The organism is Hydrogenophaga sp. FW305-3-2-15-A-LB1, assembly GCF_058787875.1.
This window is the reverse complement of the sequence record NZ_JBYTAE010000075.1, coordinates 1-14,374: the sequence shown is the minus strand read 5'-3', so window position 1 is coordinate 14,374 and position 14,374 is coordinate 1. Positions and strand designations below refer to the sequence as shown.

Sequence of the window (14,374 nt, the reverse complement as noted above, 5' to 3'; positions counted from 1 at the left end):
TGCTCAGGCCGCGACCGGGGTTTTGGTGCTCGTCTGGCCCTGGTGGACCAGCGCCGCCTTCACGTAGGCGTTGAACAGCGGGTGGCCGTCCCACGGGGTGGACTTGAACTCGGGGTGGAACTGCACGCCCACGTACCAGGGGTGCACCTTCTGCGGCAGCTCGACCATTTCGGTGAGCTGCTCGCGCTGGGTCAGCGCCGCGATCACCAGGCCGGCCGCGCGCAGCTGGTCCAGGTAGTTCACGTTGGCTTCGTAGCGGTGGCGGTGGCGCTCGGTGACCACCGGGCCGTAGATCTGGTGGGCCAGGGTGTCGGGGGCCACGTCGGAGCTTTGCGAGCCCAGGCGCATGGTGCCGCCCAGGTCGGAGCTGGCGCTGCGCTGCTGGATGCTGCCGTCGGCGTCCTTCCACTCGGTGATCAGGGCGATCACGGGGTGCGGCGTGTCGGGTTCGAACTCGGTGCTGTTGGCGTTCTTGAGGCCGGCGACGTGGCGCGCGTACTCGATGGTGGCGACCTGCATGCCCAGGCAGATGCCGAGGTAGGGCACCTTCTGCTCGCGCGCATAGCGGGCCGCGCAGATCTTGCCTTCGATGCCGCGCTTGCCGAAGCCGCCGGGCACCAGGATGGCGTCGAACGCGCCCAGCGTCTTGGCGACGTTGGCCGGCGAGATGGTTTCCGAATCGATGTAGTCGATCTGCACCTTGGCGTGGTTCTTCATGCCGGCGTGGCGCAGCGCCTCGTTGAGCGACTTGTAGCTGTCCGACAGGTCGACGTACTTGCCGACCATGGCGATCTTCACGATGTGTTTCGGGTGCTCGACCTCGTGCACCAGGTCGTCCCAGCGCTGGAGCTTGGCCGGGGGCGTGTTGATGCGCAGCTTGTCGCAGATCAGGCCGTCCAGGCCCTGCTCGTGCAGCATGCGCGGCACCTTGTAGATGGTGTCCACGTCCCACATGGAGATCACGCCCCATTCGGGCACGTTGGAGAACAGCGAGATCTTGGCGCGCTCGTCGTCGGGAATGCGGCGGTCGGCGCGGCAGAGCAGCGCATCGGCCTGGATGCCGATGGCGCGCAGCTCCTTGGCGGTGTGCTGCGTGGGCTTGGTCTTGAGCTCACCGGCGGCGGCGATCCAGGGCACGTAGCTCAGGTGCACGAAGGCCGAGTTGTTCGGGCCCAGGCGCAGGCTCATCTGGCGCACGGCCTCCAGGAAGGGCAGGGACTCGATGTCGCCCACGGTGCCGCCGATCTCGACGATGGCCACGTCCACCGCGTCGGGCGTGCCGATGCCCGCGCCGCGCTGGATGAACTCCTGGATTTCGTTGGTGACGTGCGGGATCACCTGCACCGTCTTGCCGAGGTAGTCGCCCCGGCGTTCCTTCTCCAGCACCGACTGGTAGATCTTGCCGGTGGTGAAGTTGTTGGTCTTCTTCATGCGCGTTTCGATGAAACGCTCATAGTGGCCCAGGTCCAGGTCGGTCTCGGCGCCGTCGTCGGTGACGAAGACCTCGCCGTGCTGGAAGGGGGACATGGTGCCCGGATCCACGTTGATGTACGGGTCGAGCTTGATGAGGGTGACTTTGAGGCCGCGGGACTCGAGGAGAGCGGCCAGTGATGCGGAGGCAATGCCCTTGCCCAGGGAGGACACCACACCGCCGGTGACGAACACAAATTTGGTCATGTCTCGGGCGAGCCGGTTGCTCGCAGGAGGTGGAAATGGCGATTATAAAGGCCGCCTCTTCCCGGGCTATCCATGGGGTCTGTCGGGGCAGACCCGAACTGCTACATTGCGCGCATGAACGACCTCGCCGGAAAACACATCGTGCTGGGCCTCTCCGGGGGCATCGCCTGTTACAAAGCCGCCGAACTCTGCCGGGCGCTGGTCAAGGAGGGCGCGACGGTGCAGGTCGTCATGACCGAGGCGGCCGAACAGTTCACCACCGCGGTGACCATGCAGGCGCTGTCGGGCCGGCCGGTGTTCACCTCGCAGTGGGACGCGCGCCCGGGCAACAACATGGCCCACATCAACCTCAGCCGCGAGGCCGACGCCATCATGGTGGCGCCCGCGAGCGCGGACTTCATGGCCAAGCTGGTGCATGGCCGGGCCGACGACCTGCTCAGCCTGATGTGCCTGGCGCGGCCGATCGATCGGGTGCCGCTGATCCTGGCGCCGGCCATGAACCGCGAGATGTGGGCCCACCCGGCGACCCAGCGCAACGTCAAGCAGCTGCGCGCCGACGGCGCCACCGTGCTGGACGTGGGCGCGGGCGAGCAGGCCTGCGGTGAAACGGGCGATGGCCGCATGCTGGAGCCTGACGAGCTGCTCTACGACCTCACCCGCTTCTTCCAGCCCAAGCCGCTGGCCGGCCAGCACGTGCTGGTGAGCGCCGGCCCGACTTTTGAAGCCATCGACCCGGTGCGGGGCCTGACCAACCTCTCCAGCGGCAAGATGGGGTTCGCCATCGCGCGCGCCGCCCACGAGGCGGGCGCCCAGGTCACGCTGGTGGCCGGCCCGGTGGGGCTGCCCACGCCGCGAGGCGTGGGGCGGGTGAACGTGAAGTCGGCGCTGAACATGCAGAAAAGCCTGGACCTGCTGGTGCCCGGCGCCACGGTCTTCGTCTCCGCGGCGGCCGTGGCCGACTGGCGCCCCGCGACATCGGCGGAACACAAGATCAAGAAGGACGGCTCGGGCGAGGTGCCCACGCTGTCGTTCGTCGAGAACCCGGACATCCTGGCCGCCATCGCGGCCTCGCCACGCGCGAAGAGCGGCGAGCTTTATTGCGTGGGCTTCGCCGCCGAAAGCCACGACCTGGAAGAGCACGCCCAGGCCAAGCGCAAGCGCAAGGGCGTGCCGCTGCTGGTGGGCAACATCGGCCCGGCCACCTTCGGCCAGGACGACAACGCGCTGCTGCTGGTGGACGAGCGCGGCATGAAAGAGCTGCTCCGCGCGCCCAAATTGGTGCTGGCGCGCCAACTGGTGGCCGAGATCGCGCGCCGCCTGTCGTCCTAGGCTGGGTGGCCATGCGATCGATGGATGCGTCGGCGGGCGATGCGTTGCTGGCGGGCTTGCTGGGCCGCTTCTCGGTGGGCGCCAAGCACCTGGAAGAGCCCGCCCCTTCCCTGGAAGCGCTGCACCGCATGACCGAGGCCGCTCTGCGCGCGCCTGATCACGCCGGTCTGGTGCCGTTCCGCTTCGCGGCGGTGCGGGGCGACGCGCGCGAGCGCCTGGCCGACCTGTTCGAGCAGGCCGCTGTTCTGGCCGGGAAAAACCCGGCAGAGGCGTCGCTGGACCGTGGCCGTGCGCTGAATGCCCCGCTGCTGGTGGCGGTGATCGCGCGCATCGACCCTGGCCACCCGGTGGCCACGCCGCACGAACAGTGGATGACCGTGGGGGGCGCGCTCACCAACTTCCTCAACGCCGCGCACGCGCTGGGCTACGGCGGCAAGATGCTCTCAGGTGCCAAGGTGCGCGCCGCACCGGTGGTGGCCGCGTTCTGCGAGCCGGGGGAGCAGCTGGTGGGCTGGGTGGTGCTGGGCACGCCGCGCAAGGCGGGTTCGCCCAAGTTCAGCAAGCCCGATGCGGCCGAGGTGATGCGGGACTGGCCGTAGCCGGCGAAAAGCGATCCGGCGCCGGGCCGCCCCAAGCCGGATCAGCCCCCTCGGGGGCAGCGACCCGCGCAGCGGTGGAGCGTGGGGGCTACGATCCTGCGCCGGGCCGCCCCAAGCCGGATCAGCCCCCTCGGGGGGCAGCGACCCGCGCAGCGGTGGAGCGTGGGGGCTCTTTCAGTCCCACCAGGGCAAGAGGCGCTTCATCGCCGCGACCTCACCGCAGTGGTCGGTGGCATAACCGGGCAGGGCGTTCAGCCGCTCCTGCCAGGCGCGGCTGCGCAGGCTTTTGAGCAGGCGCTGCATGGCGGGCTGCTCCAGCGCGCTCTTGAGGCACACCAGCAGGTAGCGCTCCTCGGTCAGGGGCACGAAGTCCAGGCCCCGAGAGCGCGCGGCGTACTCGGTGCCCAGGCCCACGTCCGCGCTGCCGCTGGCCACCGCCTGGGCCACGGCCGCGTGCGAGCTTTCCACGTTGTGGTAGCCCACGATGTCCATGGGCAGCAACGTGGCCTGGGCCAGGAGCTCGTCGAGCAGCAGGCGCGTGCCGGTGCCGATGGCGCGGTTCACGAAGCGCGCCTGCAGGCGCGAGACGTCGGCAATGTCGCGCAGGCGCAGCGGGTTGTCCGGCGCCACCATCAGGCCCTGTGAGCGGCGCGCGAAACCGATGATCTTGTGCAGGCCGGGCTTGAGCAGGGGCCGGTAGGCGCGCGCGCTCAGGCTGCCAGCGGCGGCGAAGGGCTGGGTGTGGAAGCCCGCGAGCTCGCAGCGCCCTTCGTTGAGCGCGCGGATCGCGTCCACGCTGCCGCAGAAGCGGATGTCCAGGTGCAGGGGCGGCGCGGCGTTGCCCGCCTGATGCTGCAGCTCGGTGAGCGCGTGGTCGTGGCTGGCGTAGAGCGTGAGCACGTCGGCCGCACTGGCGTGCTGGCCTTCGTCGAAGGCCATGGCGAAGGCGCGCTCCAGCTCGGCGCGCAGGCTCTCCATCTGCGGGCCCAGGCGCGCCTGGGCGAGCCGCTCGGCCATCAGCAGGCGTTCGCCAAAAGGCGTGAGGCGCGCGGCCTGCCCGCGTTCCCAGAAGATCAGCGCCTGCCCCAGGCTGGCTTCCCAGTCCTTCAACTGGCCCCACACGTGGCGGTACGAGAGGCCCAGCTCGCGCGCCGCGCCCGAGATCGAGCCGCTGCTGCGCACGGCGTGCAGCACGTCCATCATGGGATTGCGCAGCTGCACGGGATGGGACGAGCGCTCCGGCGTCGGTGACGTCAGTGTGTAGGAGAGCTCGATTTTTCGCATGGACGCCGAGTTTGCACCAAACCAAGGGCGGGTCCGGCGAGCGGGCGCCCTATGCATTGAATTTCATACCGCGTCATTACGTACTCTCGATTCAGGAGCACACCCGTAAGCTCGATCGAACATATGAACACATTTTCAGACAGCCTGGCCACGGCGCTGCGGCTGATTCTTTCGGGCGACCCGGGCCTGTGGGCGGTGGTCATGCGCTCCCTGGCGGTCAGTGCCACGGCCTGCCTGCTGGCCTGCGGCCTGGGCCTGGTGCTGGGCGCCTTGCTCGCGGCCGCGCGCTTCCCCGGCCGGGGCGCGGTGCTCACCGTGCTCAACACCTTCCTGGCCATCCCCTCGGTGGTGGTCGGCCTGGTCATCTACCTGCTGCTCTCGCGTTCGGGGCCGCTGGGTTTCCTGGGCTGGCTGTTCAGCTTCCAGGCCATGGTGCTGGCGCAGACGGTGCTGGTGCTGCCGCTGGTGACCGCGCTCACGCGCCAGGTGGTGGAAGACGCCGACCGCAGCCATGGCGAGCAGCTCGCCTCGCTGGGCGCCGGTGCCGCTTTCCGAAGCCTGCTTCTGGCCTGGGACGAGCGCTACGCGCTGCTCACTGTGCTGCTGACCGCCTTCGGCCGTGCCGTGTCCGAGGTGGGCGCGGTGATGATCGTGGGCGGCAACATCGAAGGTTTCACGCGCGTCATGACCACGGCCATCGCGCTCGAGACCAGCAAGGGCGACCTGCCGCTGGCGCTGGGCCTGGGCGTGGTGCTGCTGCTGGTGGTGCTCCTGCTCAACGCCCTCGTGTCGCTGCTGAGCCGCTGGCGCGAGCGCGCCGACGGCGCGGCCAGCGCCGCGCCGGCCTTGGTGGCGGCATGAGCGGCTTGCCCGTGACCGCGCGCCGCGCCGTGGCGCCTGCCCCCTGTTTCGAGCTGCGCGGCGTGCAGGTGCACCTGGGCCCGGCCGCGCGCCTGCAGGCCTTGACGGACGTGTTTCTGCGCATCGAAGAGGGCGAGCGCGTGGCGCTGGTCGGCGCCAACGGCAGCGGCAAGAGCACGCTGCTGCGCACCCTGCACGGGCTGCAGCGCCCCAGCGCGGGCGAGTTGCACATGCCCGCGCACCAGCGCGTGGCCATGCTGTTCCAGCGGCCGCACATGCTGCGCATGAGCGCGCGGCGCAACATCCAGCTCGGTCTGTGGCTGCAGGGCGTGCCCGCGCGCCAGACGCGCGCGCTGGCCCTGCAGGCGCTGGAGCGCGTGGAAATGGGCCACCTGGCCGAGCGCAGCGGACGCGCGCTCTCCGGCGGCCAGCAGCAGCGCCTGGCGCTGGCGCGCGCCTGGGCGTTGCGCCCGGCCGTGTGGCTGCTCGACGAGCCCACCGCCAGCCTGGACCCGCACGCCAAGCGCGAGGTGGAGGCGCTGATCGCCGAATTCACCGCCGCCGGCCAGCGCGACGTGGCCGGCCAACCCACGGGCAAACCCACCACGCTGGTCTTCAGCAGCCACAACCTCGGCCAGGTCAAGCGCCTGGCCAGCCGCGTCGTGTATCTGGAAAAGGGCCGCCTGCTGGCGGACCTGCCCGTGAACGATTTTTTCAACCACGATCTCCTGCGGTCCCTGTGCCCGCAGGCCCATTTGTTTGTCCAAGGAGAAAGCCTGTGAAAACCACCTTCCGCCACCTCACCCTCACCGCCGTGCTGGGCACCGCCGGCCTGCTGGCCAGCGCCGGTGCGCTCGCCCAGAGCATCGTGGTGGCCTCCACCACCTCCACCGAGCAGTCGGGCCTGTTCTCCTTCCTGCTGCCGGAGTTCAAGAAGGCCAGCGGCATCGACGTGAAGGTGGTCGCGCTCGGCACCGGGCAGGCGATCGACATGGCGCGCCGGGGCGATGCCGACGTGCTGTTCGTGCACGACAAGGTGGCCGAAGAGAAGTTCGTCGCCGACGGCTTCTCGGCCAAACGCCAGGAGGTCATGTACAACGATTTCGTGCTGATCGGCCCCAAGGCCGACCCCGCGAAGACCAAGGGCGACGACATCGTGGCCGCGCTGAAGAAGATCGCCAGCACCAACACCGAGTTCATCTCGCGCGGCGACAAGAGCGGCACGCACGCGGCCGAGCTGCGCTTCTGGAAGATGACCGACACCGACGCCAACAAGGGCAGCGGCTACAAGGAATGCGGCTGCGGCATGGGCCCGGCGCTCAACATCGGCGCCAGCAGCGGTGGCTATGTGCTGTCCGACCGCGGCACCTGGCTCAACTTCAAGAACCGCGCCGACCTCGCGGTGCTGGTGGAGGGCGACAAGCGCCTGTTCAACCAGTACGGCGTGATGCTGGTGAGCGCGGCCAAGCACCCGCAGGTGAAAACGGCCGAAGGCCAGAAGTTCGTGGACTGGGTCACCGGCCCGGCCGGCCAGGCGGCCATCGCCAGCTACAAGATCGGCGGCGAGCAGCTGTTCTTCCCGAACGCGGCGAAGTGAAGCGTGATGCACCGCGCCAGCCTGACGGCCGTTGCCCTGGCCACGCTGATCGGTTGTGCCTCGCCTGAGGTGGCGCCGATGAAAGAACCCCTTCAGGTCTACGCCGCCGGCAGCCTGCGCGAGGTGCTCACCGAGATCGCGCGCGACCACGAGATGCGCACCGGGCAGAAGATTGCGTTGACGTTCGGTGCCTCCGGCTTGCTGCGCGAACGCATCGAGAAAGGCGAGGGCGCGATGGTGTTCGCCTCGGCGGATACCCAGCATCCCCAACGCCTGGCCGCCGCGGGAGGCTGGGCGCCGCATACCGTGTTCGTTCGCAACAGCCTGTGCGCACTGACGCAGGCGAACGTGAACGCCACGCCGCAGACCTTGCTGGCCACCATGCTCAACCCGGCGGTGAAGCTGGGCACGTCCACGCCCAAGGCCGATCCGTCGGGCGACTATGCGTGGGAGTTGTTCCGCAAGGCCGACCAGGTGCGCGCTGGCGCCTACGCGGCGCTCGACGCCAAGGCCCTCAAGCTCACCGGCGGCCCGGATTCGCCCAAGCCGCCTGCCGGCCAGGGCACGTACGCCTGGGTGATGGACCAGGGCCAGGCCGATGTGTTCCTGACGTACTGCACCAACGCCGTGGCGTCGCAGAAGGAAGTCCCGCGCCTGAAGGTGGTGCAAGTGCCGGTGGAATTGCAGGTGGCGGCGTCGTATGGTCTCACGGTGCGGCAAGGGGCTCCCGCGCAGGCCGAGGCCTTCGCCAAGGCCCTGTTGGCGCCGCCCGCGCAAGCCACGTTCGCGCGTTATGGCTTTGGAAAACCCTGAACATGCCCACCCGCGCCGGCGCGATCTGCTGATCGCAGCCGGCCTGGGCGCCTGCCTGCCGGCGGGGGCACAGGCCACGCGCAGCGTGGTCGACGGCGCCAACCGGCGCGTCAACGTGCCGGCGCGGGTGCAGCGCATCTTCCCGGCCGGTCCGCCGGCGGCCATCTGGCTCTACACGCTGGCACCCGGTGCGCTGATTGGCTGGCCGCGCGCCAACCGCGGCCCCGAGCTCGAGTTCCTGCTGCCCGGCATCGGCAACCGGCCCGAGGTGGGGCGGCTCACCGGGCGCGGCAACACCACCAACCTCGAACAGCTGCTGGCCAGCAAGCCCGACCTGATCGTGGACGCCGGCTCCACGCGCCAGACCTTCGTTGAACTGGCCGACCGCGTGCAGGCGCAGACCGGCATTCCCTACGCGCTGCTCGACGGCCGGCTGGAGGCCACGGCGCAGGGCTACACCCTGCTGGGCGAACTCACCGGGCGCACCGAGCGCGCGGCGCGGCTGGCCCGCTACACCGCCGATACCTTGCGCACGGTGCGCGAGCGCGTGGCGCGCGCGACCGCACCACCCCGCGTGTACTACGCGCGCGGCCCCGAGGGGCTGGAGACCGGCCTGGGTGGATCCATCAACGTCGAGATGTTCGAGGCCATGGGCATCCGCCACGTGGCCGCCGGCCTGCAAGGGGGCCTGGCCACGGTGTCGATCGAACAGGTGCTGGCCTGGGACCCCGAGGTGATCGTCACCATCGACCAGAGCTTCGCGCAGACCGTGCACAACAACCCGCTGTGGCGCGGCGTGAGCGCGGTGAAGAACGGGCGCGTGCACCTCTCGCCCAAGCTGCCCTTCGGCTGGATCGACTTCCCACCCAGCGTGAACCGGCTGCCGGGCCTGTGGTGGCTGGGCAGCAAGGTGTTTCCCGCGCTGTTCCCCGAAGACCTGGGCGCGATCACGCGCGAGTTCTACCAGCTGTTCTACCAGGTCGAGTTGACGCCAGCGCAGGTGCAGCGCGTGCTCGCCGGCCGGGACTGAACATGAAAGGCGGCGGCCTCTGGGCGGGGGCGGTGCTGCTCGCGGGCCTGCTGCTCGCGCTCACGCAGGGCCGCATCGATATCCCGCTCGGCGACCTCGTGCAATGGGCGGCCGCCCTGCTGCAAGGCGCGCCCGCGCCCAACGACCAGGTGCAGACCATCGTGCTGCAGGTGCGCGGGCCGCGCGCGATCGCCGCCCTCGCGGTGGGCGCGGCGCTGGCGGTGGCGGGCGCGGCTTTCCAGGGCCTGTTCCGCAACCCGCTGGTCTCGCCCGACATCCTGGGCGCCTCGGCCGGCGCGGCGCTCGGCGCGGTGCTGGGCATCTTCTTCTCGTTCGGCGTGTTCGGCATCCAGATGGCCGCGTTCGTGGGCGGCCTGCTCGCGGTGGCGCTGGTGTACGGCGTGGGCTCCACCGTGCGGCACGGCGACCCGGTGCTGGTGCTGCTGCTCGCGGGCATCGTCATCGGTTCGCTGCTGGGCGCGGGCATCGGCCTGGTCAAGGTGCTGGCCGACCCCTACAACCAGCTGCCCGCCATGACCTTCTGGCTGCTCGGCAGCCTGGCCGGCGCCCACGCCAACGACCTGCCTTCGCTGATCGGGCCGGTGGCGCTGGGCACGGTGGTGCTGTTGCTGCTGCGCTGGCGCATGGACGTGATGTCGCTGCCCGAGGAGGAGGCGCGTTCGCTGGGCGCGCGCACCACCGGCCTGCGCCTGCTCATCGTCGCCGCCGCCACGCTGGTCACGGCCGCGAGTGTGGCGGCCGCCGGCATCGTGGGTTGGGTCGGGCTGGTCGTGCCGCACCTGGCGCGCTTTCTGGTCGGGCCTTCGTTCGTGCGCCTGCTGCCCACCTCGGCCGTGCTCGGCGGCGGCCTGCTGCTGCTCATCGACACGCTGGCCCGCACCCTGGCACCGGTGGAGATCCCGCTGGGCATCCTCACCGCGCTGATCGGTTCGCCGTTCTTCATCGTGCTGCTGCGGCGCGCCTCCCGGGGCTGGACATGACGGAGGCCCTGCTGCACGCCGACGGCCTGAGCGTGGGCTACCCGGGCCGCGTGGTGGGCGCGGGCCTGTCGCTGGAGCTGCGCGGCGGCGAGGTGCTCGCGCTGCTCGGCCCCAACGGCTGCGGCAAGACCACGCTGCTCAAGACCGTGCTCGGCCTGCTGCCCGCGCTGGCGGGCTCGGTGCGGCTGCAGGGCCGCACGCTCGCGGCCTGGCCCTTGGCCGAGCGCGCGCGCGTGGTGGCCTATGTGCCCCAGGGCCAGGCCAGCACCTTCGGTTTCACCGCGCTCGAGATGGTGCTGATGGGCCGCACCGCGCACCTGGGCCTGATCGCGCGGCCTGGCGCGAAAGACCGCGCCATCGCGTTGCAGGCGCTGGAGCGCCTGGGCATCGCGCACCTGGCCGCGCGCTCGGTGCACGAGGTCAGCGGCGGCGAACGCCAGCTGGTGCTGATCGCCCGCGCGCTGGCGCAGCAGCCGCAGGCCGTGCTGCTCGACGAACCCACCGCCAGCCTGGACTTTGGCAACCAGGGCCTGGTGATGCGCGCCATCCGCACGCTGGCGCGCGAAGGCCTGGCGGTGCTGTTCACCACGCACGACCCCAACCAGGCCCTGCGCTGCGCCGACCGCGCGCTGCTGATGCGTGAAGGCCAGGTGCTGGGCGAAGGCGCGGTGGGGGCGGTGATCGAGGCCGAGGGCCTGCGCGCGCTCTACCGCGCGGGGGTGCACCAGGTGGACGACGCGGGGGGTGGTCTGCCGGTGTTCCTGCCCGAGTTCGAGACCGCTCAGGCCACGAAGCGGTAGCCGATGCCGGTCTCGGTGACCAGGTGGCGCGGCATCGAAGGCTGGGCCTCGATCTTCTTGCGCAGGTTGGCCATGTGCACGCGCACGTAGTGCGAGTCTTCCAGGTGGCCGGGGCCCCACACGGCCTTGAGCAGTTGCGCGTGCGTGATCACGCGGTCGGGCTGCGAGGCCAGGTGCGTGAGCAGCTTGTATTCGATGGGGGTGAGGTGCAGCGCCTCGCCCGCGCGCTCGACCACGCGGCGCACGAGGTCGATGCGCACCTCGCCGAACACGATCTGCGGCGCGCCGCCCGGCGTCTGCTGCTGGTGGCGGCGCAACTGGGCGCGCACGCGCGCACCGAGTTCACCCGCGCCGAAGGGCTTGACGAGGTAGTCGTCCGCGCCCGCGTCGAGCGCGGCGATCTTGCTGGCCTCGGCGCTGCGCGCCGAGAGCACGATCACCGGCATGGCCGACCACTGGCGCAGTTCGCGGATGAGGTCCACGCCGTCGCCATCGGGCAGGCCCAGGTCCAGCACCACCAGATCGGGCCGGCGCGTGCCGGCCTCGATCAGGCCGCGCTGGTAGTTCTCGGCCTCGTGCACGGTGTGGCCCTCGGCCTCCAGCGCCAGGCGCACGAAGCGGCGGATGTGGGCCTCGTCTTCGACGATCAGGATCTGGCTGCCGGCGGTGCTCATGGCGGGGGCGCGTCCTCGGTGTGCGTGCCCAGGTCGGCGGGCGGCGTGCCCCGGGGCAGGGTGATGACGAAGCGGGCGCCCGACACGGCGCCGCCCGACTCGCGGTTGTGGCCCCCGATGGTGCCACCGTGCGCCTGCACGATGGCGCGGCAGATCGCCAGGCCCAGGCCGACGCCGGGCAGGGCGCTCTCGCGCTGGCCGCGTTCGAACTTCTCGAACACGCGCGCCTCGTGTCCCTTGGGCAGGCCGGGGCCGTGGTCGTCGAGCAGGATCACCACGCTGTCGCTGCGCTCGCGCGCCGCGATCTGGATGGCGCTGCCCGCCGGCGTGTACTTGGTGGCGTTCTCCAGCAGGTTCACCAGCACGCGCTCGATCAGCACCGTGTCCAGGTGCAGCAGGGGCAGGCCGTCGGGCAGGTCCACGCGGATGTCGCGCCCGGCCAGCAGGGGCCCGCAGGCGGCAAGCGCGCTGCCCACCACCTCTTCCAGCGGCTGCCAGGCGCGGTTGAGCTGCACCGCGCCGGCCTGCAGGCGGGCCATGTCGAGCAGGTTGTTCACCAGGGCGTTCATGCGCTGGGCCGATTGCCGCATCGCGCTGGCGACCTCGCGCTGCGCCTCGCCGAGCGCGGGTGGTGTGAGTTCGAGCGCGTCGGCCAGGCCCACCAGCGAGGCCAGGGGCGTGCGCAGGTCGTGCGAGATCGCCGAGAGCAGCGAGTTGCGCAGCCGCTCGGACTCGATCTGCACCGTGCTGCTCTGCGCCACCTCGATGTAGTGGATGCGCTCGAGCGAGATCGCCAGCAGCGAGGCGCAGGTCTGCAGCAGGCGGCGCTGTTCGATGCCCCAGGGGCGCCCGCCGGGCGGCTCGATCACCAGCACGCCGCGCACGCGCATGGGCGCTTTCAGGGGCAGCACCAGGCAGGTGCTGGCGGGCAGGGTGTCGGTGCCGCGCCCGGCTTCTTCGCCGCGCTCGAAGGCCCATTGCGCCACGGCGGTGTCCACCGGCGCGCTGCCGCCGTCGAGGGCCTGCAGCCGGTCGTGGTCGTCGGCCACCAGCAGCGCCGAGCGCGCGCCGAACTCGCCGGTGAGAAAACGCGCGCCGATCTCGGCCACCTGCGTGGCCAGCAGCGCGGCCGAGAGGTCGCGCGACATGTCGTACAGGCTGCGCACGCGGTGTTCGCGCTGGGTGGCGGCCTCGGCCTGCTGCTTGAGTCCGGCCGTGAGCTGGCCCACCACCAGCGCCACCACCAGCATCACGCCGAAGGTGACGAGGTATTCCACATCGCTCACCGCGAAGTTGTGGAAGGGCGGCACGAACAGGAAGTCGAACAGCCCCACGCCCAGGAAGGCGGCGAGCACGGCCGGCCCGCGGCCCAGCACCAGGGCCACGCCGACCACCACGAGCAGGAACAGCATGACGATGTTGCTGCGCTCCAGCACGTCGCGCAGCGGCATCGCGAGCAGGGCCATGAGCAGGCAGGTGGCGGCGGCCCAGAGGTAGCCGCGCCAGCGGCCCTCGCCGGGTTCGGCGCGCGCGGCGGGCGGGGTGTCGTCGGGCGCCGCGGGCAGGCCGACCTGCACCAGGTCCAGGTCGTCGGCGCGCTCGGCCACCCGCTCGGCCAGGCTGCGCTGCCAGGGCCAGCGGCGCGCGCGGCGGCGGCCGAGCACCAGGCGCGCCAGGTTGTGTTCGCGAGCGTGGCGCACCAGGGCGGTGGCGGCGTCGGTGGAGGACAGCGTGGCGGTGCTCGCGCCCAGCGATTCGGCCAGGCGCAGGGTGCGCTGCGTGGCCTCGGCCATCGGGCGCCCCGGGGTCTCCACGTGCACGGCGTGCCAGGGCACGTCGAGCTGGGCGGCCATGCGCGCCGTGCTGCGCACCACCTTCTCGGCGTGCGCGCCCGGCCCCACGCCGGCCAGCAGGGCCTCTCGGTTGGGCCACACCGGCTTGTCGGCACCGCCGCGCCGGTAGGCGCGCATCTCGTCGTCCACCCGGTCGGCGGTGCGGCGCAGCGCGAGTTCGCGCAGCGCCAGCAGGTTGCCCTTGCGGAAGAAGTTGGCCGCCGCGCGTTCGGCGCGCTGGTCGTCGCCCTGCGGCAGGTAGACCTTGCCGGCCTTGAGGCGCTCCAGCAGTTCGTCGGGCGGGAGGTCGACCACCACCACCTCGTCGGCGTCGTCGAAGAAGTGGTCGGGCACGGTCTCCCAGACGCGGATGCCGGTGATGCCGCTGACGATGTCGTTGAGGCTCTCCAGGTGCTGCACGTTCATGGTCGACCAGACGTCGATGCCGGCCACCAGCAGCTCCTCGGCGTCCTGCCAGCGCTTGAGGTGGCGCGTGCCGGCCACGTTGCTGTGGGCCAGCTCGTCGAGCAGCACCAGGGCCTGGCCGGGGTGCTGCGCGCCGAAGGCCAGCGCGGCGTCGAGGTCGAACTCGTGCAGCTGGTGGCCCCGGTAGGCCACGGCCTGCAGCGGCAGGCGGGGCAGGCCGCGCGCGAGGGCCTCGGTGTCGGGCCGTCCGTGCGTCTCCACCACGCCGATGGTGACCGGCGTGCCCTGGGCCAGGGCCGCGCGCGCGGCCGAGAGCATGGCGTAGGTCTTGCCCACGCCGGCCGAGGCGCCGAAGAAGATCTTCAGGCTGCCCCGGCGCGCGCGGGCTTCTTCCTGCTGCACCCGCGCAAGCAGGGCATCCGGGTCGGGGCGGGAGGAATCGGGCATGGGG

General features: G+C 71.2%; 13 protein-coding genes. 9 read left to right on the top strand and 4 right to left on the bottom strand.

What is annotated here, in order from left to right:
• Nucleotides 1-3: 3 nt before the first annotated feature.
• On the bottom strand, nucleotides 4-1,677 hold the full coding sequence (pyrG, locus tag AC3WPZ_RS21110) for a CTP synthase (protein WP_382159293.1): 1,674 nt from the start codon (nucleotides 1,675-1,677) through the stop codon (nucleotides 4-6).
• 114 nt (nucleotides 1,678-1,791) lie between these two features.
• Here pyrG and coaBC point away from each other — a divergent pair, with 114 nt between their 5' ends.
• Nucleotides 1,792-3,006 carry a bifunctional phosphopantothenoylcysteine decarboxylase/phosphopantothenate--cysteine ligase CoaBC gene (gene coaBC / locus AC3WPZ_RS21105; RefSeq protein ID WP_492432550.1) on the top strand — a complete coding sequence of 405 codons (1,215 nt, stop codon included), beginning with the start codon at nucleotides 1,792-1,794 and terminating at the stop codon, nucleotides 3,004-3,006.
• Nucleotides 3,007-3,017: 11 nt separating this feature from the next.
• Nucleotides 3,018-3,605: a nitroreductase family protein gene (locus tag AC3WPZ_RS21100; protein ID WP_444688627.1), complete on the top strand. Its 588-nt coding sequence runs from the start codon at nucleotides 3,018-3,020 to the stop codon at nucleotides 3,603-3,605.
• Nucleotides 3,606-3,779: 174 nt separating this feature from the next.
• On the opposite strand, the gene AC3WPZ_RS21095 is transcribed toward AC3WPZ_RS21100, so the two are convergent.
• On the bottom strand, nucleotides 3,780-4,889 hold the full coding sequence (locus tag AC3WPZ_RS21095; protein ID WP_492432548.1) for a substrate-binding domain-containing protein: 1,110 nt from the start codon (nucleotides 4,887-4,889) through the stop codon (nucleotides 3,780-3,782).
• A 123-nt stretch (nucleotides 4,890-5,012) separates the two neighbouring features.
• On the opposite strand from AC3WPZ_RS21095, the gene AC3WPZ_RS21090 reads away from it, so the two are divergent.
• Genes AC3WPZ_RS21090 through AC3WPZ_RS21060 form a run of 7 tightly spaced genes read left to right on the top strand, consistent with a single transcriptional unit; the run spans nucleotide 5,013 to nucleotide 10,991 of the window.
• Nucleotides 5,013-5,750 carry an ABC transporter permease gene (locus tag AC3WPZ_RS21090; RefSeq protein WP_492441417.1) on the top strand — a complete coding sequence of 246 codons (738 nt, stop codon included), beginning with the start codon at nucleotides 5,013-5,015 and terminating at the stop codon, nucleotides 5,748-5,750.
• The gene (locus AC3WPZ_RS21085) at nucleotides 5,747-6,532 is read left to right on the top strand and encodes an ATP-binding cassette domain-containing protein (RefSeq protein WP_492441415.1); all 786 of its coding nucleotides are present in this window, start codon (nucleotides 5,747-5,749) and stop codon (nucleotides 6,530-6,532) included. Before AC3WPZ_RS21090 ends, AC3WPZ_RS21085 begins: the two co-directional genes overlap by 4 nt.
• Before the next feature lie 32 nt (nucleotides 6,533-6,564).
• Entirely contained in the window at nucleotides 6,565-7,347 is a 783-nt protein-coding gene (locus tag AC3WPZ_RS21080) for an ABC transporter substrate-binding protein (RefSeq protein ID WP_382163670.1), read from the top strand.
• A 6-nt stretch (nucleotides 7,348-7,353) separates the two neighbouring features.
• Nucleotides 7,354-8,160, top strand: a complete 807-nt coding sequence (locus AC3WPZ_RS21075; protein ID WP_492441413.1) for a molybdate ABC transporter substrate-binding protein — start codon at nucleotides 7,354-7,356, stop codon at nucleotides 8,158-8,160.
• On the top strand, nucleotides 8,141-9,190 hold the full coding sequence (locus AC3WPZ_RS21070; RefSeq protein ID WP_492441411.1) for an iron ABC transporter substrate-binding protein: 1,050 nt from the start codon (nucleotides 8,141-8,143) through the stop codon (nucleotides 9,188-9,190). The genes AC3WPZ_RS21075 and AC3WPZ_RS21070 overlap by 20 nt, the downstream gene beginning before the upstream one ends.
• Before the next feature lie 2 nt (nucleotides 9,191-9,192).
• Nucleotides 9,193-10,191 (top strand): FecCD family ABC transporter permease, encoded by a 999-nt coding sequence (locus AC3WPZ_RS21065; RefSeq protein WP_492441409.1) that lies wholly within the window; start codon nucleotides 9,193-9,195, stop codon nucleotides 10,189-10,191.
• A complete protein-coding gene (locus AC3WPZ_RS21060) occupies nucleotides 10,188-10,991 on the top strand; it encodes an ABC transporter ATP-binding protein (protein WP_492441407.1) in 804 nt (267 codons plus the stop codon). Before AC3WPZ_RS21065 ends, AC3WPZ_RS21060 begins: the two co-directional genes overlap by 4 nt.
• Here the strand turns inward: AC3WPZ_RS21060 and kdpE are convergent.
• Nucleotides 10,973-11,665, bottom strand: a complete 693-nt coding sequence (gene kdpE, locus AC3WPZ_RS21055) for a two-component system response regulator KdpE (protein ID WP_382323861.1) — start codon at nucleotides 11,663-11,665, stop codon at nucleotides 10,973-10,975. The genes AC3WPZ_RS21060 and kdpE overlap by 19 nt on opposite strands.
• On the bottom strand, nucleotides 11,662-14,370 hold the full coding sequence (locus AC3WPZ_RS21050; RefSeq protein WP_492441437.1) for a DUF4118 domain-containing protein: 2,709 nt from the start codon (nucleotides 14,368-14,370) through the stop codon (nucleotides 11,662-11,664). The genes kdpE and AC3WPZ_RS21050 overlap by 4 nt, the downstream gene beginning before the upstream one ends.
• Nucleotides 14,371-14,374 lie beyond the last annotated feature (4 nt).

Bases quoted from the DNA above. Each gene is read 5' to 3' on its own strand.
- pyrG (WP_382159293.1), bottom strand. From the start codon at position 1,677: ATGACCAAATTTGTGTTCGTCACCGGCGGTGTGGTGTCCTCCCTGGGC.
- coaBC (WP_492432550.1), top strand. From the start codon at position 1,792: ATGAACGACCTCGCCGGAAAACACATCGTGCTGGGCCTCTCCGGGGGC.
- AC3WPZ_RS21100 (WP_444688627.1), top strand. From the start codon at position 3,018: ATGCGATCGATGGATGCGTCGGCGGGCGATGCGTTGCTGGCGGGCTTG.
- AC3WPZ_RS21095 (WP_492432548.1), bottom strand. From the start codon at position 4,889: ATGCGAAAAATCGAGCTCTCCTACACACTGACGTCACCGACGCCGGAG.
- AC3WPZ_RS21090 (WP_492441417.1), top strand. From the start codon at position 5,013: ATGAACACATTTTCAGACAGCCTGGCCACGGCGCTGCGGCTGATTCTT.
- AC3WPZ_RS21085 (WP_492441415.1), top strand. From the start codon at position 5,747: ATGAGCGGCTTGCCCGTGACCGCGCGCCGCGCCGTGGCGCCTGCCCCC.
- AC3WPZ_RS21075 (WP_492441413.1), top strand. From the start codon at position 7,354: ATGCACCGCGCCAGCCTGACGGCCGTTGCCCTGGCCACGCTGATCGGT.
- AC3WPZ_RS21070 (WP_492441411.1), top strand. From the start codon at position 8,141: ATGGCTTTGGAAAACCCTGAACATGCCCACCCGCGCCGGCGCGATCTG.
- AC3WPZ_RS21065 (WP_492441409.1), top strand. From the start codon at position 9,193: ATGAAAGGCGGCGGCCTCTGGGCGGGGGCGGTGCTGCTCGCGGGCCTG.
- AC3WPZ_RS21060 (WP_492441407.1), top strand. From the start codon at position 10,188: ATGACGGAGGCCCTGCTGCACGCCGACGGCCTGAGCGTGGGCTACCCG.
- kdpE (WP_382323861.1), bottom strand. From the start codon at position 11,665: ATGAGCACCGCCGGCAGCCAGATCCTGATCGTCGAAGACGAGGCCCAC.
- AC3WPZ_RS21050 (WP_492441437.1), bottom strand. From the start codon at position 14,370: ATGCCCGATTCCTCCCGCCCCGACCCGGATGCCCTGCTTGCGCGGGTG.